The organism is Butyrivibrio hungatei DSM 14810 (assembly GCF_900143205.1).
GTDB classification, from domain to species: domain Bacteria; phylum Bacillota; class Clostridia; order Lachnospirales; family Lachnospiraceae; genus Butyrivibrio; species Butyrivibrio hungatei.
On the sequence record NZ_FRDH01000008.1, the window covers coordinates 112,759 to 133,178 of the forward strand.

The following is a 20,420-nucleotide window of genomic DNA, read 5'->3' on the forward strand; positions in this document are numbered from 1 at the left end:
AGAACAAATCAACCACCTGCATCAGCGGCTTTAAATTTGAACCAAACTTTTCCAACAATCATCTTGCCTGTTACAACACCAATGTTGGCACTGCGCGAGTCCTCACTGCTATTTCTGTTATCTCCAAGAACGAAATATTCTCCGCTCTTAAGCTTGATCTCATTAGCAGCTATACCTGCATCTTCCATTTTATCATATAATTCGCTATCTTCCTCAGCGATTTCTCCGTTTATATATAGTTTGCCATCAATGATCTGAACAACATCACCAGAGACAGCAACAACTCTCTTAACATAGTAATGAGAATTGGTATTTCCATTTGGTAAAAAAACTATAATATCGCCCTTAGATGGTCTAAGAATCTTGTATGAAAGTCTGTTTACTAAGAGAATCTGGCCATTAGAAAAAGTAGGAGTCATTGAATCTCCTATATTGCTAACCTGCATGCCAAATACACTGACAAAGACAAACGCAAGAGCAATTGCAACAACTGTTACAAAAAGCCATGATAACACCTCTCTTATGATCTTAGGTGTTAATGTTTTCTTTTTCTGATAGAAAGAATATCTGTTTCTTTTCCTTCTAAACATACCCCGCACCTCATACTTTTATATGAAAAAAGGCAATTACTAAAAAGTAACTGCCCTTTTAAAACACAAATTATCTGGTAACAAGTTCCTTAACCTTTGCCTTCTTACCTGTGAGACCCTTAAGGTAATTAAGCTTAGCTCTTCTAACCTTACCTCTTCTAACAACCTCAACCTTCTCAACGTTAGGTGAGTGAAGTGGCCAAGTCTTCTCAACGCCAACACCGTAAGACTCTTTTCTAACTGTGAATGTTGTACGGTTGCTACCACCCTGGATCTTCTTAACTGTTCCTTCGAAGATCTGTACTCTTTCACGGTTTCCTTCCTTGATCTTAGCGTGAACTCTTACTGTGTCACCTGTGTTGAACTCAGGTGCGTTTGCGTTTAACTGCTCTTTCTCGAGCTCTTCGATAATTGTACCCATTTCTTTTCTCCTATTCTATGGACGTTCTTAATGCACCTATTGCAACAGAGGACCGTCTGATTTATACAACGCAGTATAATATAACACAATATTATGTCAAAAGTCAACCTAAAAGATCTTTAGGTCCGAATCTTTCTGGAAGTATTTCGGGTAAAGTATAGACTTTATACTCATCTTCTGACTTTGCAATGATAACGATAAACTCATCGTTGCAAAATTCACTCATAACCTGTCTGCATACTCCGCAAGGTGGGCAATAATCAAGTTCTTTTGCACCATCCTCGCCTCCAACAATAGCAATAGCCTTAAATTCCTTAACGCCTTCACTAACAGCCTTGAAAAATGCAGTTCTCTCAGCACAGTTAGTAGGTGTATAAGAGGCATTCTCTATGTTGCAGCCTGTATATACTTCACCATTCTTTGCAAGAAGCGCAGCTCCCACATTAAAGTGAGAATATGGTGTATATGAGAAAAGTCTCATATCAAGCGCTCTGCGGATCAAACTCTTAATCTCATTCTCATTCATAATAATTACCTGGATCCTTTATCGTAAGGAATACCCTCAGCCTTAGGAGCTCTTGATTTCTGTGATGTAAATGCAAGTACGATAAGTGAAACAATATAAGGGAACATATTGTAAATAGTTCCTGGAATCTTAAGTGCCTGAAGGAAGTCTATTCCCATATATACATTTGACAATGATCTAAATACTGCAAAGAGTACAGCAGACCATGCAATTCTCTCAGGCTTCCACTGACCAAAGATCATAACAGCAAGAGCAAGAAAGCCTGCGCCCGCAACACCATAATCAAAATGCCATGTAGAGTTGGCAGCTGCAATATAAATAATGCCGCCAAGGCCTGCAAGAAATCCTGACAAAAGCACTCCTGAATATCTCATTACATAAACATTGATACCTACAGAATCTGCAGCCTGAGGATGCTCACCACAAGCACGAAGTCTAAGTGCAAATTTTGTTTTATAGAAAAAGATAATAGCAGCCACAAGAAGAACTGCAGCAATTACTATAAACCAGCTAAGCTGTAAAGGTCCGATATTAAACATAAAAGCATCATGTCCTCTGACATAATCAAGCTTAGCAGAAAAATCCGATCCCTTTGAACGGTTAGTGTTAAATGCCTTAACAATAACTGTAGCTGCAGCTGTAGCAAGCATGTTTACAGCTGTACCAATAAGTGTCTGATCTGCCTTGAAATAGATACATGCAACACCAATGAGCAGTGAAGAGATCATTCCTGCAAGGGCTGCTGCAACAAGTGTAAGAAACACAAGTGTAAATTTAGAAGCTGATTCTGGCAAAAGAACCATTACCATAGCACCAGCCATTGCACCAAATACCATTATTCCTTCAAGTCCCAGATTGATAATACCGCTTCGCTCTGAAAACATGCCGCCCAAAGCAACAAGGATAAGCACTGCTGAGAAGATGAGTGTATATTGGATCAGTAGTATCATCTCTGCACCTCCTTCTTTATTGACGCATTCTTATCAGCCTCAGCGCTAGACTTTTGCACCTTTTTAGGCCTATTGATTATAGATTTAAAGAAAAGCACAAATCCGCAGAGATAAATGATGATAGCGATCATCAGATCAGCAACCTGTGGATTGAAATAATTTGTATTAAGGTACTGACCACCAAGTGTAATATACTCAACGAAAAGACCTGCAACGATAGCTCCAATAGGATGAAGACCTCCAAGGAAAGCAACAGCAATTCCTGAAAAGCCCATTCCTGGAACAGATGAAGCAATCTTGTAATGCTCAATACTTGTAAGATAATAAAGAGCAGCTGCAAGACCTGAAATAGCGCCTGAAATAAGAAGTGTAAGCACAATATTTCTCTTAGCATTCATGCCCGCATACTTGGCTGCATCCTTATTATGTCCTGTAGCTTTGAGCTCATAGCCAAAAGTAGTCTTATTAAGAACAAGAAGGATAATGATAGCAACGATCACTGTAATAGGAACAGCAATTGTCATGTACTGGTTCTTACCAAACAGTTCCTGCAAAAATCCAGGAAGAATTCCTGATGGATTCTTGGCTGCTATATCATATGTCTCAGACTTGGTTGTATTCATGCAAGTCTCATTGCTAAGAACGATATTGCAGATATAAAGTGATATCCAGTTAAGCATGATACCGGCAATAACTTCATTGACATTACAGAAAGCCTTGAAAAAGCCACAGATAGCTCCCCATAAAGCTCCTGCAATCACAGCAGCAAGCAAACAAAAAAACCAGTTCCAGCCAAGAGCTAGTGAAGTATAAAGGCTGGCAAGAATACCTACTGTATACTGTCCTGCTGCACCAATATTGAAAAGGCCTGCCTTATATGCGAAAAGGATAGCTTCAGAGCAAAGAATAACAGGAACAGCCTTAACAAGGGTTGAACCAAGATAATACATAAGCTGCTGAGGCTTAGCACTAAACTTAAAGAAATTCTTAAGAATTGCCACCATTCCTTCTGTTGCATGAGCTGGATTCATGCAAAGAAGAATAATATAACCTAATATAATACCAAGGACGGCACATAGGATTGATGCTAATATAGTCTGAACTGCAGGTTTCTTAAAAAATCTAGACTTCTCTTTCATTACCTAAATACCTCCTTTCTCTCATCACGTTTAGCTCCGGACATATAAAGTCCAAGTTCTTGAAGTGTTGTTGTCTTAGGGTCAACTTCACCTACGATTTCACCGTCATGCATTACCAGAATTCTGTCTGAAAGGTTCATAACCTCTTCAAGTTCAAGTGAAACCAGTAAGATAGCACATCCTTCATCGCGCTGCTTGACTATTTCTTTGTGGATATATTCAATAGCACCAACATCAAGTCCTCGTGTTGGCTGTACAGCAACCAAAAGCTTATGATCTCTATCCATTTCTCTTGCGATAATAGCTTTCTGCTGATTACCTCCGGACATAGATCTAACAATTGTCTGAGCCCCACGTCCAGATCTTACATCAAACTCTTCTGATAGTCTATCTGAATACTCTCTCATCTCATTCTTCTTGATGAAACCATGGTTAGAAAACTGAGGTTCAAAATATCTCTGAAGGATCATATTCTCTTCAAGAGTATAGTCAAGAACAAGACCATGCTTATGTCTATCTTCTGGGACATGGCTCATACCATGTGTATTCTTGTACCTGATAGATTTATGTGTGATGTCATCACCCATAAATTTGATAGTGCCACTTGAAATATCATCAAGACCTGTAAGCGCCCCAATAAATTCAGTCTGACCATTTCCGTCAATACCGGCGATACAAACAATCTCGCCCTCACGAACATTGAAGGAAACGTTATGAACAGAGTCATTCTGATGGATCTTACTCTTTACGCAGACATTCTCTACTCTGAGTATTTCCTTACCAGGTTTAGCTACTTCCTTGTCAACCGCAAATTTAACATCACGGCCAACCATCATAGATGACAGCTCTTCCTTGGTAGTATCTGCAACATTAACAGTACCAATATACTTACCTCTTCTGAGGATCGTACAACGGTCAGCAACTTCCATGATCTCATTAAGCTTGTGAGTAATAAAAAGAATCGACTTACCTTCTGCAGCAAGATTCTTCATGATCTTCATAAGCTCATCAATTTCCTGAGGTGTGAGTACCGCAGTTGGTTCATCAAAAATAAGGATATCATTGTCTCTGTATAACATCTTAAGTATTTCAACACGCTGCTGCATTCCAACAGTAATGTCCTCAATAAGAGCATCAGGATCAACCTTAAGATTATATTTCTCAGAAAGAGCAAGAACCTTCTTTCTTGCATCTTTTTTGGTCAAAAAGCCAAATTTACTAGGTTCGGCTCCCAGAATAATATTATCAAGAACTGAGAAAATATCTACCAACATAAAATGCTGATGCACCATACCAATACCAAGGTCAGTAGCATCATTAGGATTCTTGATAGTAACCTCTTTACCATCTTTCTTGATTACGCCTTTCTCTGGTGTGTAAAGACCAAAGAGAACACTCATAAGAGTCGATTTTCCTGCACCATTTTCTCCAAGGAGTGCATGAATCTCACCTTTCTTTAACTGCAAAGTGATATCATCATTTGCAATTATGCCAGGAAACTCTTTAGTGATATGCAACATCTCAATTACATAATCATCCATAATTAAAAACACCTTCCTAACAAAATTTTTTCATGGCAAAACCATAATAATTTCCACTACTGATCTGTAATAGAAATTATTATGTTCTTGAAAAAAGGGAAGGAATAAAGTTTCCTTCCCTTTTGAAGAACAACATAAATCAGAAATATTTAATTAGTGAATGTTATCAAATGTTGTAACCTTGATAGCTGTTGTAGGCATAGCATCGATATTGCTATCTACTGTTACAGTACCATCAGCCATTGACTTAACAAGAGCCTTGTAATCGTCAACTGTGAAGTTCTTCATTGACCATGTCTCTGTTGGAAGCTGAACATAGTTAAGTGATGGATCATCACCTGAAACGATACCGAGGTTCTCAATCTTTCCTGAGTGAGCATCCCAGTTACCAGCAACTACATCTGTAAGTGTTGCATTAACTGTAGCAGCAAGACCCTTCATAGCAGATGTTACGCAAACGCCCTCGCCATAAAGTCCATCAATTGTGCCAGACTGATCAACGTCAACACCAACAAGCTTACCGTCTACCTTCTTAGCAGCCTCACCAGCTGATGTGAAGATACCGCCACCGCAAGCAAATACGATTTCTGTTCCGTTAGAATACCATGTATCCATTGTAGCTGTGATAGCTTCGTCACCGAAGAACTGTCCACCGTATACATAGTTAACTTCTACGTCAGAAGCAATACCGAGCTCATTAGCTGCAGCGTCTGCACCCTGAACGAAACCATAACCATAACGAACAACAGCAGGAACTGCCATACCGCCAAGGAAACCAAGCTTCTTGTAGCCTTCCTTAACTACAGCATAACCAGCCATGTAACCAGCAAGCTCTTCCTGGTATGTGAATGAGCAAACGTTTGCAGGAAGCTCTGTAACACCAGCGCCTTCGAAGTCACCCTGTGAAACGTCAAGAGCAATGATTCTTACTTCTGGGTTAGAATCAGCTACTGATGCGATCATTCCAGCGAAAAGATATCCAGGAACAACAATTACGTTATAGCCATCAGCAACAGCATTGTTGAAAGCTGCTGTACGAGCCTCATCAGAGTCCTCTGTTGGCTTGTAGTACTGGAAATCAAGACCATTTTCCTTAGCAAAAGCATCTGAAGCCTCGTAAGTTGTCTGGTTGAATGACATATCTGTGATGTCACCAGAGTCTGTGATCATAGCGATCTTAATGTCAGATGTTGCCTCTGTGTTGTCTGCTTCTGGAGCTGCCTCTTCTGTTGCAGGCTCTTCTGTTGCAGGCTCTTCTGTAGCAGGTGTCTCAGTTGCAGGTGCTTCTGTTGAACCACAAGCTACAAGAGAAGCTACCATTGTTGCAGCCATAAGTACTGCAAGGAATTTCTTTTTCATAATCGTCCTCCATTTTTTGATTGATGAAAATTTTTATAATAAAACCATTTAGGCTTTATCCCACTCAATAAGATTCTTAACCGCTTCGATTGTTGTCTTATAGACTATATCCATATCATGGACCTGAGGATTTGAAAGTCCTTTCTTGGCTCTTTCCTGATTGGCAACAACTAAAAGGATAGAACCTGTTCTGACTCTCAAATAATCTCCCACAACAAAGAGTGTAGAACTCTCCATCTCAGAACAAAGTGCACCGCACTTTATCCATGCATCCCATTTATACAAAAGCTCTGGTCCCACAGGCTTAGTCTCTGGCTCATGCTGACCAAAGAATGAATCCTTGCACTGTGCAACCCCAACGTGATACTTGGCACCAGTCTTCTTGGCACCCTGTACAAGCGCTGTTACAACATCAAATGTAGCTACTGCCGGATACTCGATAGGAGCATATTCCTTAGAAGTTCCCTCTGCTCTGATAGCACCAGAAGCAATAACTACGTCACCACCAATGACATCATCCTGCATTCCGCCTGATGTGCCCATTCTGATAAAAGTATCAGCTCCGCACTTTGCAAGCTCTTCAACACAGATTGCTGTAGAAGCTCCACCGATACCATGAGAAATAACACTGACCTTCTCACCATTCAAAGTGCCAGTGTAACAATTATATTCTCTGTTATATGCAACAAATTTGGGATCATCAAAGAAACTAGCAATATATTCACATCTTCCAGGATCACCTGTAAGAATGACATATCTGCCCACATCCCCCTTACCAACATGTGTATGGTACTGATAACCAGCACCTTCTGTATAATCTACCATAAATACCTTAATTCACTCCATTAAAATTAAAAGAAAATTTAAAAAACCCACTATTATTATAGATTAATTGATAATAAAAGTCATCATCAATTATAAAAGACCAGGAATCACATGTATCTTGATCTGCTTATTTTCTATATCAATATCCAAGATACAATCCTTTATGGCTGGAATATAAACATTTTCTTCGCCATCTTCTCTTTTCATTTCATAGACATCATTGGCTCCAGTCTGAATGACGTCTACCAATGTTCCGAGAACTGTTCCCTCTTCATCTACGATCGTAAGGCCAATAAGATCAGCACAATAATATTCCCCAGGCTGAAGCTTAATTGCATCCTTTCTCTCGATTGTAAGTTCACAGCCCTTTAACTTCTCAACTTCATTTATATCGTTGAACTGTTTGAACTTAACGATAACAAATTTCTTGAAAAATTTGGCACTCTGAACATCAAGTTCTATCTCTTCACCTCGCTTTGTATGAAGAGTTACCTTTTTTAACTTTTTAAATCTGTTTGGATCTTCAGTAGTAGGAAAAACGTTAACTTCACCATGAAGTCCATGGGTAGAGGCTATTACGCCAACTTGGAATCTATCTGTCATTTACTACCTCTTTCTCTTCTTTTTCTCAGGCTTTGGTGGATTTTCCAAAAGCCATTTTTCATAGAGATCAGGTCTGCGTTCCTTAGTTCTAATTATAGACTGTTCTAAGCGCCATTCATCAACTTTTTTGTGATCTCCTGAAAGCAGTATCGCAGGCACTTTTTTGCCCATCCACTCTTCAGGTCTAGAATACTGAGGGTATTCAAGGAGATTGTTGTTAAAGCTCTCCGTCATAGCTGATTCATCATTACTAAGAACTCCAGGGACAAGTCTGGAAATGGCATCAATCATGACCATAGCCGGCAGTTCACCACCAGTAAGTACATAATCGCCAATAGAAACATAATCTGTTACGATTTCTTCAAGAACTCTCTCATCAACGCCTTCATAATGGCCACAAAGAAAAATAATATCTTCTTCCTTGGCAAGTTCTGCCGCCATTTTCTGATTAAATACGCTACCCTGAGGAGTAACATAGATCACACGAGGCTTTTTATCTGTCTTTTCAGAAATCTTGTTCTTAATAGACAAATAACAATCATAAATAGGCTGAGCCTGCATAAGCATACCAGCTCCGCCACCGTATGTATAATCATCAACCTTATGATGTTTATAGTCGTTAGTATAATCCCTGATATTAACAGCATTAAAGGATATATACCCCTTATCACTGGCCCTTCCGGTAATACTGTTGGAAAGACTCTGCTGTATCATCTCAGGAAACAAAGTCATAATATGAAAATTCATAAATCTTTCTCTTAAAAATGAGTCGAATAAAGTATTAACTCTATTCGACTCATATCTGGCTTAAACTATTTCAACATCAACCTTAACGTTTTCTCTAGTAGATGCTGCCTTAACTACAGCTCTGATTGCCTTAGCAATACGGCCCTGTTTGCCAATTACCTTGCCCATGTCTGAAGGTGCAACATGAAGCTCGATCATAATATTACGCCCGTCAGCCTTCTCGGTAACAACTACCTCGTCAGGATTATCAACAAGCGCTCTTGCGATTACTTCAACTAACTCTTTCATATGTTAACCTCCGGCATAAGTAATTTTTTAAATATCAATACAAATTACTTTGTGATACCGGCCTGTCTGAAAAGCTTTGCAACTGACTCTGTAGGCTGTGCACCATTAGCGATCCACTTCTTTGCAAGCTCCTCGTTAACCTTAACTGTGCTAGGATCTGTGTTAGGATCGTATGTTCCGATCTCCTCGATGAACTTACCCTGTACAGGGAACTTTGAATCAGAAACGATGATTCTGTAGAAAGGAACCTTCTTCTTACCAATTCTCTTTAATCTGATCTTTACTGCCATTTTAAATTTCCTCCATTAAATAAATAAAATAGAATTTTTAATTTTATATGTGTTAAACAGCATTTCGCTGAAAGACATATCAAAATGGGAATCCACCTTTGCCAAAGCCACCAAGGCCACCAAATTTGCCAAAGCCTCTTTTGCCGCCCATAAGTCCTGGCATCTGTTTCATCATCTTCTGCATCTGTTCAAACTGCTTGATAAAGCGGTTAACTTCTGCAATGTCATTACCTGATCCCTTAGCTATTCTGAACTTTCTCTGTGGGCTCATAAGCTTAGGATTCTTGCGTTCCTCAGGCGTCATTGAAAGCACGATGGCTTCAATTCTTGCAAGTTTCTTTTCATCTGGGAGCTGATCATCACTGATCTTGCCCATTCCAGGAAGCATTCCCATGATTGCTGAAAGGCCACCCATGTTGCGCATCTGCTTCATGCTCTCAAGGTACATCTCAAAATCTATCTTGCCCTTCTTCATCTTGGAAGCCATCTCGCGATCTTTTTCAATATCGCGGTCCTGGTTGGCCTCTACAGCCTTATCAATAAGACTTAAGACATCTCCCATTCCAAGGATACGACTTGCCATTCTATCTGGATAGAACTGCTCAATATCTGTAAGTTTCTCACCCATACATACATAGATGATAGGCTTACCGGTAACAGCCTTGGTTGAAAGAGCTGCACCGCCTCGTGAATCACCATCCATCTTGGAGAGGATGATTCCATTGATGCCGACCTTTTCATTGAACTGCTCAGCAACATTAACTGCTTCCTGACCAGTCATGGCATCAACTACAAGAAGTGTATGATGAACTGTTACGGCATCCTTGATGTCCCTAAGTTCCTTCATCATTGCTTCATCTATCTGAAGACGACCAGCAGTATCAAGAATTACTACATTGTGGCCGTGTTCCTTGGCATAATCCATAGCTGACTTGGCAATCTTAACAGGACTAACATCTGTTCCCATTGAGAAAAAGTCAACTTCCTGTTTCTTGGCATTTACTTCCAACTGATCAATAGCAGCTGGTCTGTAAATATCGCAGGCTACCAATAGAGGTTTTCTTCTGTTCTTAAGCTTGCCTGCAAGCTTGGCTGCTGTAGTAGTCTTACCAGCACCCTGAAGACCGCACATCATGATAACTGTGATGTACTTGCTATCCTGAAGCTGAAGTTCAGTAGCTTCAGAACCCATAAGATTGGTCAACTCTTCATTGACGATCTTGATTACCATCTGTGCAGGATTGAGTCCGTTTAAAACATCCTCACCGATTGCCTTCTCCTGTACAGCGTTAATGAACTGTTTAACAACCTTAAAGCTAACGTCCGCTTCAAGAAGCGCCATCTTGACTTCTTTTAATGCGAGCTTAACGTCATCTTCTGTTAACTTACCCTTACTCTTAAGCCCTTTAAAGGCATTTTGTAATTTATCTGTAAGACTTTCAAAAGCCATTAACTATTTAGCTCCTCTAATATATTACTGGAAATAGTGTTTACTTTGTTTCGAAATTCTATATCACTGATATCAGCGGATCCCTTGGAAAGCTTCTGCAACTGCTCTGCATTCTCTTTGATAGCTTCAAATCTTCTGATCATGTGAAGTCTATCTTCATATCCCTGCATGGTCTTGGTACATCTCTTGATAAGATCATGTACTCCCTGCTTGCTGATACCATGTTCATCTGCAATCTCAGTCAGTGACAGATCGTCATAAACAGCTGCTTCATATACTTTTCTCTGATGTTCAGTTAGAAGCTCGCCGTAAAAATCATACAACAAGCCTTGCTCTACGATTTTTTTCATGAATGACCTCTTCCGGCAAAATTGCACAATGAATATATTATACAAAATAATAATAGGTGTCAAGTATTTTTTCTTGACACCTATATCTTGACATCAGATGGTAAAATTCCAAGCTGATTTTTAAATGCTCTGCTAAAAGAGGAATAATCTTTAAAACCACACTCAAGGCAGGCTGTAGTAGCCGGCATTCCTGACATTATCAGGTTTCTGGCCATCAGTATCCTCTTTTCAGAAATGTACTGATGAACAGAATATCCAGTTTCATTTTTGAAGATCCTCATCATATGATATTTGCTCATAAAGAAGTGATCTGCAAGAAAATCGATTGAAAGATCTTTACTAAGATTCTCATTTATATATTCGATAAGATCCACAACTTTTCTGTTATATCTTGCCTCTGGCTTAAATCCGAAATTTTCCTCAATGCAGGCCTTGTTAAAAGAAATAAGGAACCGTAAAACATCGATTCTGGTAGTAAGCTTGCCTGCGTACTCCTTATCCTCTATATTAAGATCCTCTTTGATCTTAATCAGAGAATCATAGATATCAGCACTTACATTTGCCGGAAATCTCACCACGTGGCTTGCCACTTCTTCTGTTTTATCAAAGGCATTTAAAAGACCATATTTTTCAAGGAAATCGTTACTCAGATACAGAATGATCCTGTCATAATCCTTGCCATCACCAGCCTCAAAAACAGGCTTATGAATGGCATACCTGTTTACAAGCACAAAATCGAAGGGCAAAAGATCATACTCTCGCCCTTCGATTATATATTTTACATTTCCGCCAAGAACAAGTATCAGCTTATGAAAATCATGATAATGAAAAGGAACATCAAGCTTTTCACTATTTTTGATGTGAAAGAACTTATAATCCTGATTCAGATAACCCTTTTGTTCATAGCTTTTATCAATATTATTCATAGTATCAATAATCAGTTATACAAATGTTAAGGTCAACGTTTCCATCGATTCCATCCACTTTACCAGAATCTGTATACTGCCAGATATTAAAGTGATATGGATAATACTGTTCTTCTCCATAATATGCGATCCAGATGTCATAATCATCAACATCTGCCGCGTCCATAAGCAATGTAAAGGACTTAACATTGCCGTAGATCATAGGAGTATAGCCAGCCTTCTTGACTGTGTCGCAGAAAGTCCTGGCTACAAGTTCATATTCTTCAGTAGTCAGATTTAAAGTTCTGGCTGAATCAGACTCAGCAGACTCAACATCAATAACTACAGGGTATTTGATATCATAAGGCTCGATCATATCAAGAAGTATCTGAACTTCCTCACGGGCCTCCTGCTCATTGATAGCCTGTGTGTAGAAATACACACCAACATCAATACCATTCGCTAAAGCGCCTTCAATATTATCTGTAAAGCAGTCATCTAGAACGATCTTGCCCTCAGTATTACCTCTAAAGCCAACTCTGATAAATGCAAAATCAATGCCCTGTGCTGCAACCTTCTCCCAGTTGATCTTCCCCTGGAATCTTGAAACATCAACTCCCTGTTTCACTTTAACATTGATATCAGGACCCACATATTCAAGAAATCCCTTGTCATTATAAGCAAAGTCTCCCTGTGAGAATCCGTGATGCTCAATCTGGTCAGATATTGGGAAGAAGTAATATCTTCCAGCACTTGCAACAACTATCTGATCAGGGAAAAGAGATCTGATTGTAGCTGTAGTGCCTTCACCAGCTTCAAGCTTTTGCTGGATCATATCTCTAAAAGACTTCTTAGTCTTTTCCTCAACCTCTTTTTTAGCTTCATCAAGCATGATCCTGGTTTCTGTCTCTGTATAGTAGCCCTCATTGTTAAGAGCTTCCAACTCGCTCCTGACCGCCTCTTCTTCTCTCTGAAGAGTAGCATTCTTGATAAGCAAAGTGATACTAAAGATAAATGCCATTACAGCAAGTAAGCTCAAAAATATAATAGAAATTATGTTATGAGTATTACGCACCCCTCGTCTCTCACGAGTGTCCAAGCTAGTATTATTCATAATTAGATTCTCTCATCAAAATAGCTTTTGTATCCTTCACCGTAGATCTCACTTGCACTTGAGATGATCATAAATGCATTAGGATCCTCGTCTCTTACGATATCCTCAGCAAGAGGTGAAAGTCTCTTTTTAATTGCGCACATGATAACCTTCTTGTCTTCGCCGCTGTATGCACCCTTGGCAAAAACATGTGTAGCACCAATATCAAGCTCCTCAAGAAGTCTTGATGTAATGATATCAGGCTTGTCAGAAATAATATAGATAAGCTTAGCCTCATCTCTACCATATAAAACAAGATCAAGGCAATAAGATGTGACCATGACTGACATAAATGAATATAGAGATGCTTTGAAATCTCCAAATACAAATCCCGCTATCATCAGAATTACCACATCAGTCAAAAGATAAAGCATTCCAGTTTTGATATGTGGGTATTTAATTCTAAGTAACTTGATTATAACATCTGTACCACCAGTTGTGGCATGACATTTAAATACAAATCCAATAGCTACAGCAAGTATGGCGCTACCAAATGTTGCACCAAGAAAAGTATCCCTAACAATAAAGCCTGATAAATACTTGGTACAAAGATCAGTAACCCAGGAAATAACTGCAGTACAATAAATCGTAGAAACAGTAAATCTAATACCAAACTTCCATATCGCTATGATCAAGATAGGAATATTCATGATCATGAACCAAAGACCAGTACCAATATTAACGATACGATTTAGTACGATGGCAAGACCTGTAAGTCCTCCAGGAGCTATATTATTTGGATCGATCATAAGTGCTGTAGCTGCTCCATATAAAATAGCACCCAATGTTATGAGTCCATACTCTGCGATTCTTTTTGTTGTTTTAGATTTACCGATTTTCATTTTTAAATATTCGTCCTTACTATCCTTGGCTGATAGCCATTTTCATTAAGAGCATTCATTATCTGCTCTTTGTGCTCGGTACCGAAGGCCTCAAGTGTGATCCTAAGCTCAACGGCCGCACTTCTGTTAATAGATACAAACTGGTTATGCTCAAGCTTGATAACATTACCATTTACATCTGCAATAATTCCAGAAACTCTTGAAAGTTCACCTGGCTTATCTGGTAAAAGAACTGAAACTGTAAAGATTCTGTCTCTCATAATAAGACCCTGCTGAACTACAGATGACATTGTTATAATATCCATATTACCACCTGACAATACACAGGCAACCTTTTTGTCCTTAACATCAAGCTGCTTGAGCGCAGCAACTGATAAAAGACCTGAATTCTCAACTACCATCTTGTGATTTTCTACCATATCAAGGAAAGAAACTACAAGATCTTCATCAGGAACAGTGATGATCTCATCAATATTCTTGGAAATATATGGGAATATCTTCTCTCCTGGCTTCTTAACAGCTGTACCATCAGCAATGGTATTAACTGTTGGAAGTGTCACAACGTGTCCAGCTTTAAGAGATTCCTGCATGCAGTTAGCACCAGCTGGCTCAACTCCAATAACTTTGATCTTAGGGTTAAGTAGCTTTGCAAGTGTAGAAACGCCTGTGGCAAGTCCGCCTCCTCCAATAGGAACAAGAATGTAATCAACTGTTGGAAGCTCTTTGATGATCTCCATAGCGATCGTACCCTGTCCTGTAGCTACATCAAGGTCATCAAAAGGATGAACCATTGTATAGCCGTTCTCTTCAGCAAGCTTGCAAGCATGTTCATAAGCTTCATCAAAGACATTACCATGTAAAACAACTTCAGCTCCAAGAGCCTTGGTTCTGTTAACTTTAATAAGAGGTGTAGAAGTTGGCATTACGATAGTAGCTTTAACACCGTAAGCTTTGGCAGCATAAGCAACGCCCTGAGCATGGTTACCAGCAGAAGCTGTTATAAGTCCCTTTTTTCTCTCTTCATCTGAAAGAGTTGTGATCTTATAATAAGCGCCTCTAACCTTGTATGCACCGGTTCTCTGAAGGTTCTCAGGCTTGAGATAAACCTTGTTGCCAGATAAGTTACTAAAATAATCGCTGTAAATAAGCTTTGTTTCAAGAGTTACTTTTTTTACATCTTCATAAGCTTCTTCAAATTTCTCAAGTGTCATCTTGCTATCGTCTGCCATTTCAAGTCTCCTCGCTTTTTAGTCTTTTTTGTCAAATTCAGTGAGTGCTGTAACAAATTCATCAGAGTTGAATCTCTGAAGATCATCGATTCCTTCACCAACTCCAATAAACTTAACAGGAATATTAAGCTCTGATACGATTGCTACTGCAATTCCGCCCTTTGCTGTTCCATCAAGTTTAGTTAGGATGATACCTGTCAGATCTGCAACTTCTCCAAACTCTCTAGCCTGAATGATAGCATTCTGACCAGTTGTTCCATCAAGAACGATAAAGTTCTCTCTGCAGATATCAGAAAGCTCCTTATCAATGATCCTGTTCATCTTGGCAAGCTCTTCCATAAGATTCTTTTTGTTATGGAGTCTGCCGGCAGTATCAACAATAAGGATATCACAGCCTCTTGCCTTATATGCACCTACCGCGTCATAGATAACGCTGGCAGGGTCAGCACCTTCTTTGCCCGCAATAAGAGGTACATCAGCTCTGTTAGCCCACTCTCTGAGCTGCTCTGTTGCAGCTGCTCTATATGTATCAGCCGCAGCAATCAGAACTTTTTTGCCCCTGTTTTTGTAAATAGATGCAAGCTTACCAACCGATGTTGTCTTGCCAACTCCATTTACACCGATAACAAATATAACTGTCTTCTTATCCTCAAAATCATAGGCATGCTCGTCAGTCTTCATCTGCTGTCTGATAATAGAAATAAGCAGTTCCCTACAATCATTAGGATTATTAATCTTTTGCTTCTTGACCTCTTCTCTGAGCTGATCCATTATCCTGCTGGTGGCATTGACGCCAATATCACCCATGATCAGGATCTCTTCAAGCTCTTCGTAGAAGTCCTCATCGATACTTGAAAAACCACTAAATACATTGTCAAAGCCTTTTGTAATATTATCTCTTGTCTTTGACAGGCCCTCCTGTAATCTACTAAAAAAATTATTAGCCATTAATTCGTAAGCTCCTTATCAATAAGGTTGACACTAACAAGAGTAGATACACCCTTCTCCTGCATAGTGATACCGTAAAGTCTGTCAGCACTTTCCATTGTACCACGCCTGTGGGTGATTACAATAAACTGTGTACTTGAAAGCTTATGCAGATACTTGGCAAAACGTACTACGTTGTTTTCATCAAGCGCCGCCTCAATCTCATCAAGAAGACAGAATGGTGAAGGCTTAAGATTCTGGATAGCAAAAAGAAGCGCAATAGCTGTAAGTGCCTTCTCACCACCGGACATCTGCATCATATTAACAAGCTTCTTTCCTGGTGGCTGAGCATTGATCCTGATTCCTGCCTCAAGGACATCCTCGTCCTCAGCAAGTTCAAGGCTACCCTTACCGCCTCCAAACATCTCTTTAAACACCTTATCAAACTCATTGTTAATAAGTCTGAACTGTTCAATAAACTGCTTACGCATTGACTCATCAAGCTCTTTGATGATCTCTTTGAGCTGTCTTTCAGCCTCAATAAGGTCATCATGCTGAGTCTTCATGAATGTGTATCTCTCCATGAGGTTCTTATAATCCTCGATGGCGTTGACGTTTACATCGCCAAGCTTTCTGATGGAGTCCTTAAGAGAATTAGTTTCTTTTCTCATAGCAGGAACATCAGTCATCTCTTCATCTCTTAGCTCAGCTGCATCAGATAGAGTAATCTCATACTCATTCCACATGTAGTTAATATGTGACTCAATAGATTCCTGACACTTTTCCTTTTTAGAAGTAAGTCTTATTACTTCCTTCTCAAGGTCAGACATCTGCTTGTTAAGTTCTTCTGTCTTACCAAAGAATTCCTTCTGTGACTCAGAAAGAGCAAGCTTCCTCTCCTTCTTTTCATCAAGTTCCTTGGTAGCACCAGACTGGACATCTGCTGAAGCCTCAATAGTAAGCTTGATCTCTTCGATATCATGTTTGTTCTGTTCAAGTGCTGCAGCATTCTCAGCCATAGCTTCCTGAATCTCTAAAAGAGCCTTCTCTTCAGTTTCAATATCAGCATCTACACGGTCGATATTCTGCTGCTGGAATTCCTGTTTCTGAGCAATCTTCTCGTACTCAATATCCCACTTAGAAACCTTTTCGTTCTCAGCTTCTTCGATCTGGTGGAGCCCTTCAAGTTCCTTCTGGAACTTTTCAACCTTCTCTGTGCAGAGCTTTTCAGTATTTTCAGATGATAAAAGAGCTGACTCAGCCGCTTCTTTTTCTCTGGCGATCTCTTCGATCTTGTTCTCTATCTCATCATTCTCAGCCTTGAGGTCGCTATAGCCAGCCTTCTGTTCCTTCTGTCTCTCTTCCTCATTCTGAACATTAAGTCTTGCAGTATTCTGCTCGATGAACTTGCCCTGAAGTTCTGTTCTAAGTTCTTCAGAAAGAGTTCTGAGTTCATTTCTCTTAGCCTTGGCTTCCTCGATTTCTTTCTGGAGAGTATCCATCTGTTCCTTGTACTTCTTGACATTCTTCTCCATGTCATCCATCTCACGACGTCTTCCAAGGAGATTGCTGTTATTCTTGAAAGCACCACCACTGATAGCGCCACCAGGAACAAGAAGTTCACCCTCAAGGGTAACCATACGAACAGTATAATTATATTTTCTTGCGATCTTGACCGCATTATCTACGTTGTCTACAGCAACGATCCTGCCAAGCATAGCCTTAGCAACAGATCTGTACTTAGGATCAGTATCTACAAGCTCATCAGCCATTCCTAAAACACCAGGCTCGTTAAGTGCCTCTTTTGCCTTGAGTTCAGGAGGATTTTCGAGTGATGTAAGAGGAAGGAATGTAGCTCTACCTGCCTTTGTATCCTTCAGATATCTGATCATCTTCTTGGCCGTTTCTTCATCGTCAGTAACGATGTTCTGGATATTACCGCCAAGAGCAACCTCGATAGCTGTCTCATACTTTGGCTGTGTCTTGATGATATCAGCTACAACACCGATGATACCTTTAGTATCATCCTTTCTTTCCATAACCTTCTTAACAGAGCCGCCGTAACCTTCATATCTCTCAGTAAGGTTAGCAAGAGCTTCAAGTCTTGATTTTTCCTGCTGATAAAGCCCTTGAGTCTTACGAAGCTCAGCATCCTTCTGTGTCATGCTCTCTCTGATAGAAACAATCTCCTGGTCCGTCTCTTTCTGCTTCTTGTTCATCTCAGAGATCTCAGCTGTGATCCTGTCAAATTCATCCTTGAGTTTCTGAATAGTCTCCTGCTGCTTGGACTCATCAGACTGTGCTCTAACGAGCTTACCAGTAAGCTCAGCCTTTCTGATGTTGACCTGCTCCTTCATAGTATCAAGGGATGAAAGCTTGGATTTAATAGTAGCTCTATTATTAAGAGTCTCAATAATAGTACTCTTGCACTCCTCGATCTCGTCATTGATATTAGAGATCTGTGTAAGTACCCTATCGAGCTCCTTTCTAGCTTCATTTCTGCTTTCAGAAAGCTTCTCAGCTTCTGAATCTATAACATCTTTTTCTGCCTTATACTTTTCTTTTTCTTTATTCTTATCAGCAATCTTAGCCTGCTCATCTTCGATACGGGTCTTGTAATGAGCATCATTTGTAGAAGCTGCCTTGATCTTCTCGTTTAAGATACCGATCTGTCCTTCAAGCTTCTCTCTTTTTACAGAAGAATCTGTGATCTTTGCTCTTGCTTCATCGATCTCTCTATCGAGGGTTTCAAGTTCTTTCTGGATTTCCTCATAGCTAACCTTGGCATTTTCGTAATTATCTTTTGCCTCAGCAAGTGAACCATTAGCAATTTCAAGGTTTTTCTCAGCTGCATCAAGCTGTTCCTTCTGATTCTTGTTTTCAACAAGGAACATATTAACATCCAAAGTCTTGAGCCGTTCCCTCAACTTAAGATATTCCTTGGCAACCTCTGACTGCTTCTCCAAAGGTCCGATCTGTTTTTCAAGCTCTGATAAGATATCACTAAGTCTTGTGAGGTTGATCTTTTCCTCTTCAAGCTTCTTGATAGCAGTCTCCTTGCGGGACTTAAATTTAACGATACCAGCAGCCTCATCAAAAAGATTACGTCTATCCTCAGGCTTACTGGAAAGGATCTGGTCAATCTGGCCCTGTCCGATGATAGAATAGCCCTCTTTACCGATACCGGTATCCATAAAGAGCTCGTTGACGTCCTTGAGACGACATGCTGAACCGTTGATCATATATTCACTCTCTCCAGAACGATAGAGACGTCTGGAGACAGTTACTTCATCATAATCGATTGCAAGTGAATGATCTGAATTATCCAAAGTGATGGCAACATAAGCGTAGCCCAAAGGCTTACGAAGCTCAGTTCCCGAAAAGATAACATCCTGCATGGATCCTCCACGCAGCTGTTTGATACGTTGCTCACCAAGGACCCATCTGACAGCATCGGCAACATTACTCTTACCTGAGCCGTTAGGTCCTACAATACCAGTGATACCGTTGTGAAAATCAAATTTTATTTTATTAGCAAATGACTTAAAGCCATGAATCTCAATGCTCTTTAAATACATTGTTCTTTTTCTTTAATACAAGAAGCGCCTCATAAGCAGCCTTTTGCTCGGCAGCTTTTTTGGTTTTTCCTGACCCCTCTCCCAAATTCTTATCTCCAACAAAAACGCGGACATCAAATATTTTATCATGTTCAGGACCACTTTCGCCACATATTTCATATCTGACAGCTCCCAAATTTTGCCCCTGGGCAATCTCCTGAAGTATAGATTTGCTATCACTGAACATCTGCATACTCTCAACGTTTGTAAGCACATATGTATCAATAAAGCGCTTGGACTCTTCGATTCCGCCATCCAGGAAAAGAGCTCCTATAACAGCTTCCATCATATCTGCTATGATAGACTCTTTATTCCTGCCTCCTGTGGCCTCTTCGCCCTTACCAAGCTGCATATATTTCTTGATGTTAAGTTTCTCAGAAGCAAAAGCAAGTGCAGGCTCACAAACAAGTGATGCTCTGATCTTGGAAAGTTCGCCTTCCTTTTTCTGAGGATATTTTCTAAAGAGAAATGCACTTGAAATCATCTCAAGAACTGCATCTCCAAGGAATTCAAGTCTTTCGTAGTCAGGCTTTTTGTTGATCTTTTGCTCATTAACAAAAGAACTGTGGGTAAAAGCCTGTGTAATAAGTGCCTTATCCTTAAATGTATATCCGATTGCTTTTTCAAAACTTTCAATATCTGCTGCTGTTAGCATAATTACCTCTTTT

General features: G+C 39.8%; 21 protein-coding genes. All 21 read right to left on the reverse strand.

All coding sequences use genetic code 11. From position 1 onward, the window contains the following. Window positions 1–8: 8 nt before the first annotated feature. Window positions 9–590 (reverse strand): signal peptidase I, encoded by a 582-nt coding sequence (gene lepB, locus BUA02_RS10655; RefSeq protein WP_072703868.1) that lies wholly within the window; start codon window positions 588–590, stop codon window positions 9–11. A gap of 70 nt (window positions 591–660) precedes the next feature. Beyond that, window positions 661–1,011 (reverse strand): 50S ribosomal protein L19, encoded by a 351-nt coding sequence (gene rplS / locus BUA02_RS10660; protein WP_072703871.1) that lies wholly within the window; start codon window positions 1,009–1,011, stop codon window positions 661–663. Window positions 1,012–1,114: 103 nt separating this feature from the next. Further along, a complete protein-coding gene (locus tag BUA02_RS10665) occupies window positions 1,115–1,537 on the reverse strand; it encodes a cytidine deaminase (RefSeq protein ID WP_071176003.1) in 423 nt (140 codons plus the stop codon). 5 nt (window positions 1,538–1,542) lie between these two features. After that, window positions 1,543–2,487 (reverse strand): ABC transporter permease, encoded by a 945-nt coding sequence (locus BUA02_RS10670; RefSeq protein WP_072703874.1) that lies wholly within the window; start codon window positions 2,485–2,487, stop codon window positions 1,543–1,545. Continuing rightward, window positions 2,484–3,626 (reverse strand): ABC transporter permease, encoded by a 1,143-nt coding sequence (locus BUA02_RS10675; protein ID WP_072703877.1) that lies wholly within the window; start codon window positions 3,624–3,626, stop codon window positions 2,484–2,486. The genes BUA02_RS10670 and BUA02_RS10675 overlap by 4 nt, the downstream gene beginning before the upstream one ends. Continuing rightward, on the reverse strand, window positions 3,626–5,167 hold the full coding sequence (locus BUA02_RS10680) for an ABC transporter ATP-binding protein (protein ID WP_072703880.1): 1,542 nt from the start codon (window positions 5,165–5,167) through the stop codon (window positions 3,626–3,628). The genes BUA02_RS10675 and BUA02_RS10680 overlap by 1 nt, the downstream gene beginning before the upstream one ends. A gap of 153 nt (window positions 5,168–5,320) precedes the next feature. Continuing rightward, the gene (locus BUA02_RS10685) at window positions 5,321–6,526 is read right to left on the reverse strand and encodes a BMP family ABC transporter substrate-binding protein (RefSeq protein WP_072703883.1); all 1,206 of its coding nucleotides are present in this window, start codon (window positions 6,524–6,526) and stop codon (window positions 5,321–5,323) included. A gap of 48 nt (window positions 6,527–6,574) precedes the next feature. Then, window positions 6,575–7,351: a uridine phosphorylase gene (gene udp, locus BUA02_RS10690; protein ID WP_071175998.1), complete on the reverse strand. Its 777-nt coding sequence runs from the start codon at window positions 7,349–7,351 to the stop codon at window positions 6,575–6,577. Between the two features lie 90 nt (window positions 7,352–7,441). Continuing rightward, entirely contained in the window at window positions 7,442–7,954 is a 513-nt protein-coding gene (rimM, locus tag BUA02_RS10695) for a ribosome maturation factor RimM (RefSeq protein WP_071175997.1), read from the reverse strand. A gap of 3 nt (window positions 7,955–7,957) precedes the next feature. After that, window positions 7,958–8,701: a tRNA (guanosine(37)-N1)-methyltransferase TrmD gene (gene trmD / locus BUA02_RS10700; RefSeq protein ID WP_072703886.1), complete on the reverse strand. Its 744-nt coding sequence runs from the start codon at window positions 8,699–8,701 to the stop codon at window positions 7,958–7,960. A 60-nt stretch (window positions 8,702–8,761) separates the two neighbouring features. Further along, the gene (locus BUA02_RS10705; RefSeq protein WP_071175995.1) at window positions 8,762–8,989 is read right to left on the reverse strand and encodes a KH domain-containing protein; all 228 of its coding nucleotides are present in this window, start codon (window positions 8,987–8,989) and stop codon (window positions 8,762–8,764) included. A gap of 44 nt (window positions 8,990–9,033) precedes the next feature. After that, the gene (gene rpsP, locus BUA02_RS10710) at window positions 9,034–9,279 is read right to left on the reverse strand and encodes a 30S ribosomal protein S16 (RefSeq protein WP_071175994.1); all 246 of its coding nucleotides are present in this window, start codon (window positions 9,277–9,279) and stop codon (window positions 9,034–9,036) included. A 79-nt stretch (window positions 9,280–9,358) separates the two neighbouring features. Then, entirely contained in the window at window positions 9,359–10,729 is a 1,371-nt protein-coding gene (ffh, locus tag BUA02_RS10715) for a signal recognition particle protein (RefSeq protein ID WP_072703889.1), read from the reverse strand. After that, window positions 10,729–11,079, reverse strand: a complete 351-nt coding sequence (ylxM, locus tag BUA02_RS10720; RefSeq protein WP_072703892.1) for a YlxM family DNA-binding protein — start codon at window positions 11,077–11,079, stop codon at window positions 10,729–10,731. The genes ffh and ylxM overlap by 1 nt, the downstream gene beginning before the upstream one ends. Window positions 11,080–11,159: 80 nt before the next feature. Continuing rightward, on the reverse strand, window positions 11,160–12,005 hold the full coding sequence (locus tag BUA02_RS10725; protein WP_071175991.1) for an AraC family transcriptional regulator: 846 nt from the start codon (window positions 12,003–12,005) through the stop codon (window positions 11,160–11,162). 4 nt (window positions 12,006–12,009) lie between these two features. After that, entirely contained in the window at window positions 12,010–13,098 is a 1,089-nt protein-coding gene (locus BUA02_RS10730) for a glycoside hydrolase family 25 protein (RefSeq protein ID WP_072703894.1), read from the reverse strand. A 2-nt stretch (window positions 13,099–13,100) separates the two neighbouring features. Beyond that, entirely contained in the window at window positions 13,101–13,979 is an 879-nt protein-coding gene (locus tag BUA02_RS10735) for a YitT family protein (RefSeq protein WP_071175989.1), read from the reverse strand. 2 nt (window positions 13,980–13,981) lie between these two features. Then, a complete protein-coding gene (gene ilvA / locus BUA02_RS10740; protein WP_072703897.1) occupies window positions 13,982–15,208 on the reverse strand; it encodes a threonine ammonia-lyase in 1,227 nt (408 codons plus the stop codon). Window positions 15,209–15,226: 18 nt separating this feature from the next. Continuing rightward, entirely contained in the window at window positions 15,227–16,156 is a 930-nt protein-coding gene (ftsY, locus tag BUA02_RS10745) for a signal recognition particle-docking protein FtsY (RefSeq protein WP_071175987.1), read from the reverse strand. Continuing rightward, complete coding sequence (gene smc / locus BUA02_RS10750; protein ID WP_072703900.1) at window positions 16,156–19,713, reverse strand: chromosome segregation protein SMC; 3,558 nt, start codon at window positions 19,711–19,713, stop codon at window positions 16,156–16,158. The genes ftsY and smc overlap by 1 nt, the downstream gene beginning before the upstream one ends. Further along, the gene (rnc, locus tag BUA02_RS10755) at window positions 19,694–20,407 is read right to left on the reverse strand and encodes a ribonuclease III (RefSeq protein ID WP_072703903.1); all 714 of its coding nucleotides are present in this window, start codon (window positions 20,405–20,407) and stop codon (window positions 19,694–19,696) included. Before rnc ends, smc begins: the two co-directional genes overlap by 20 nt. Between the last annotated feature and the right edge of the window lie 13 nt (window positions 20,408–20,420).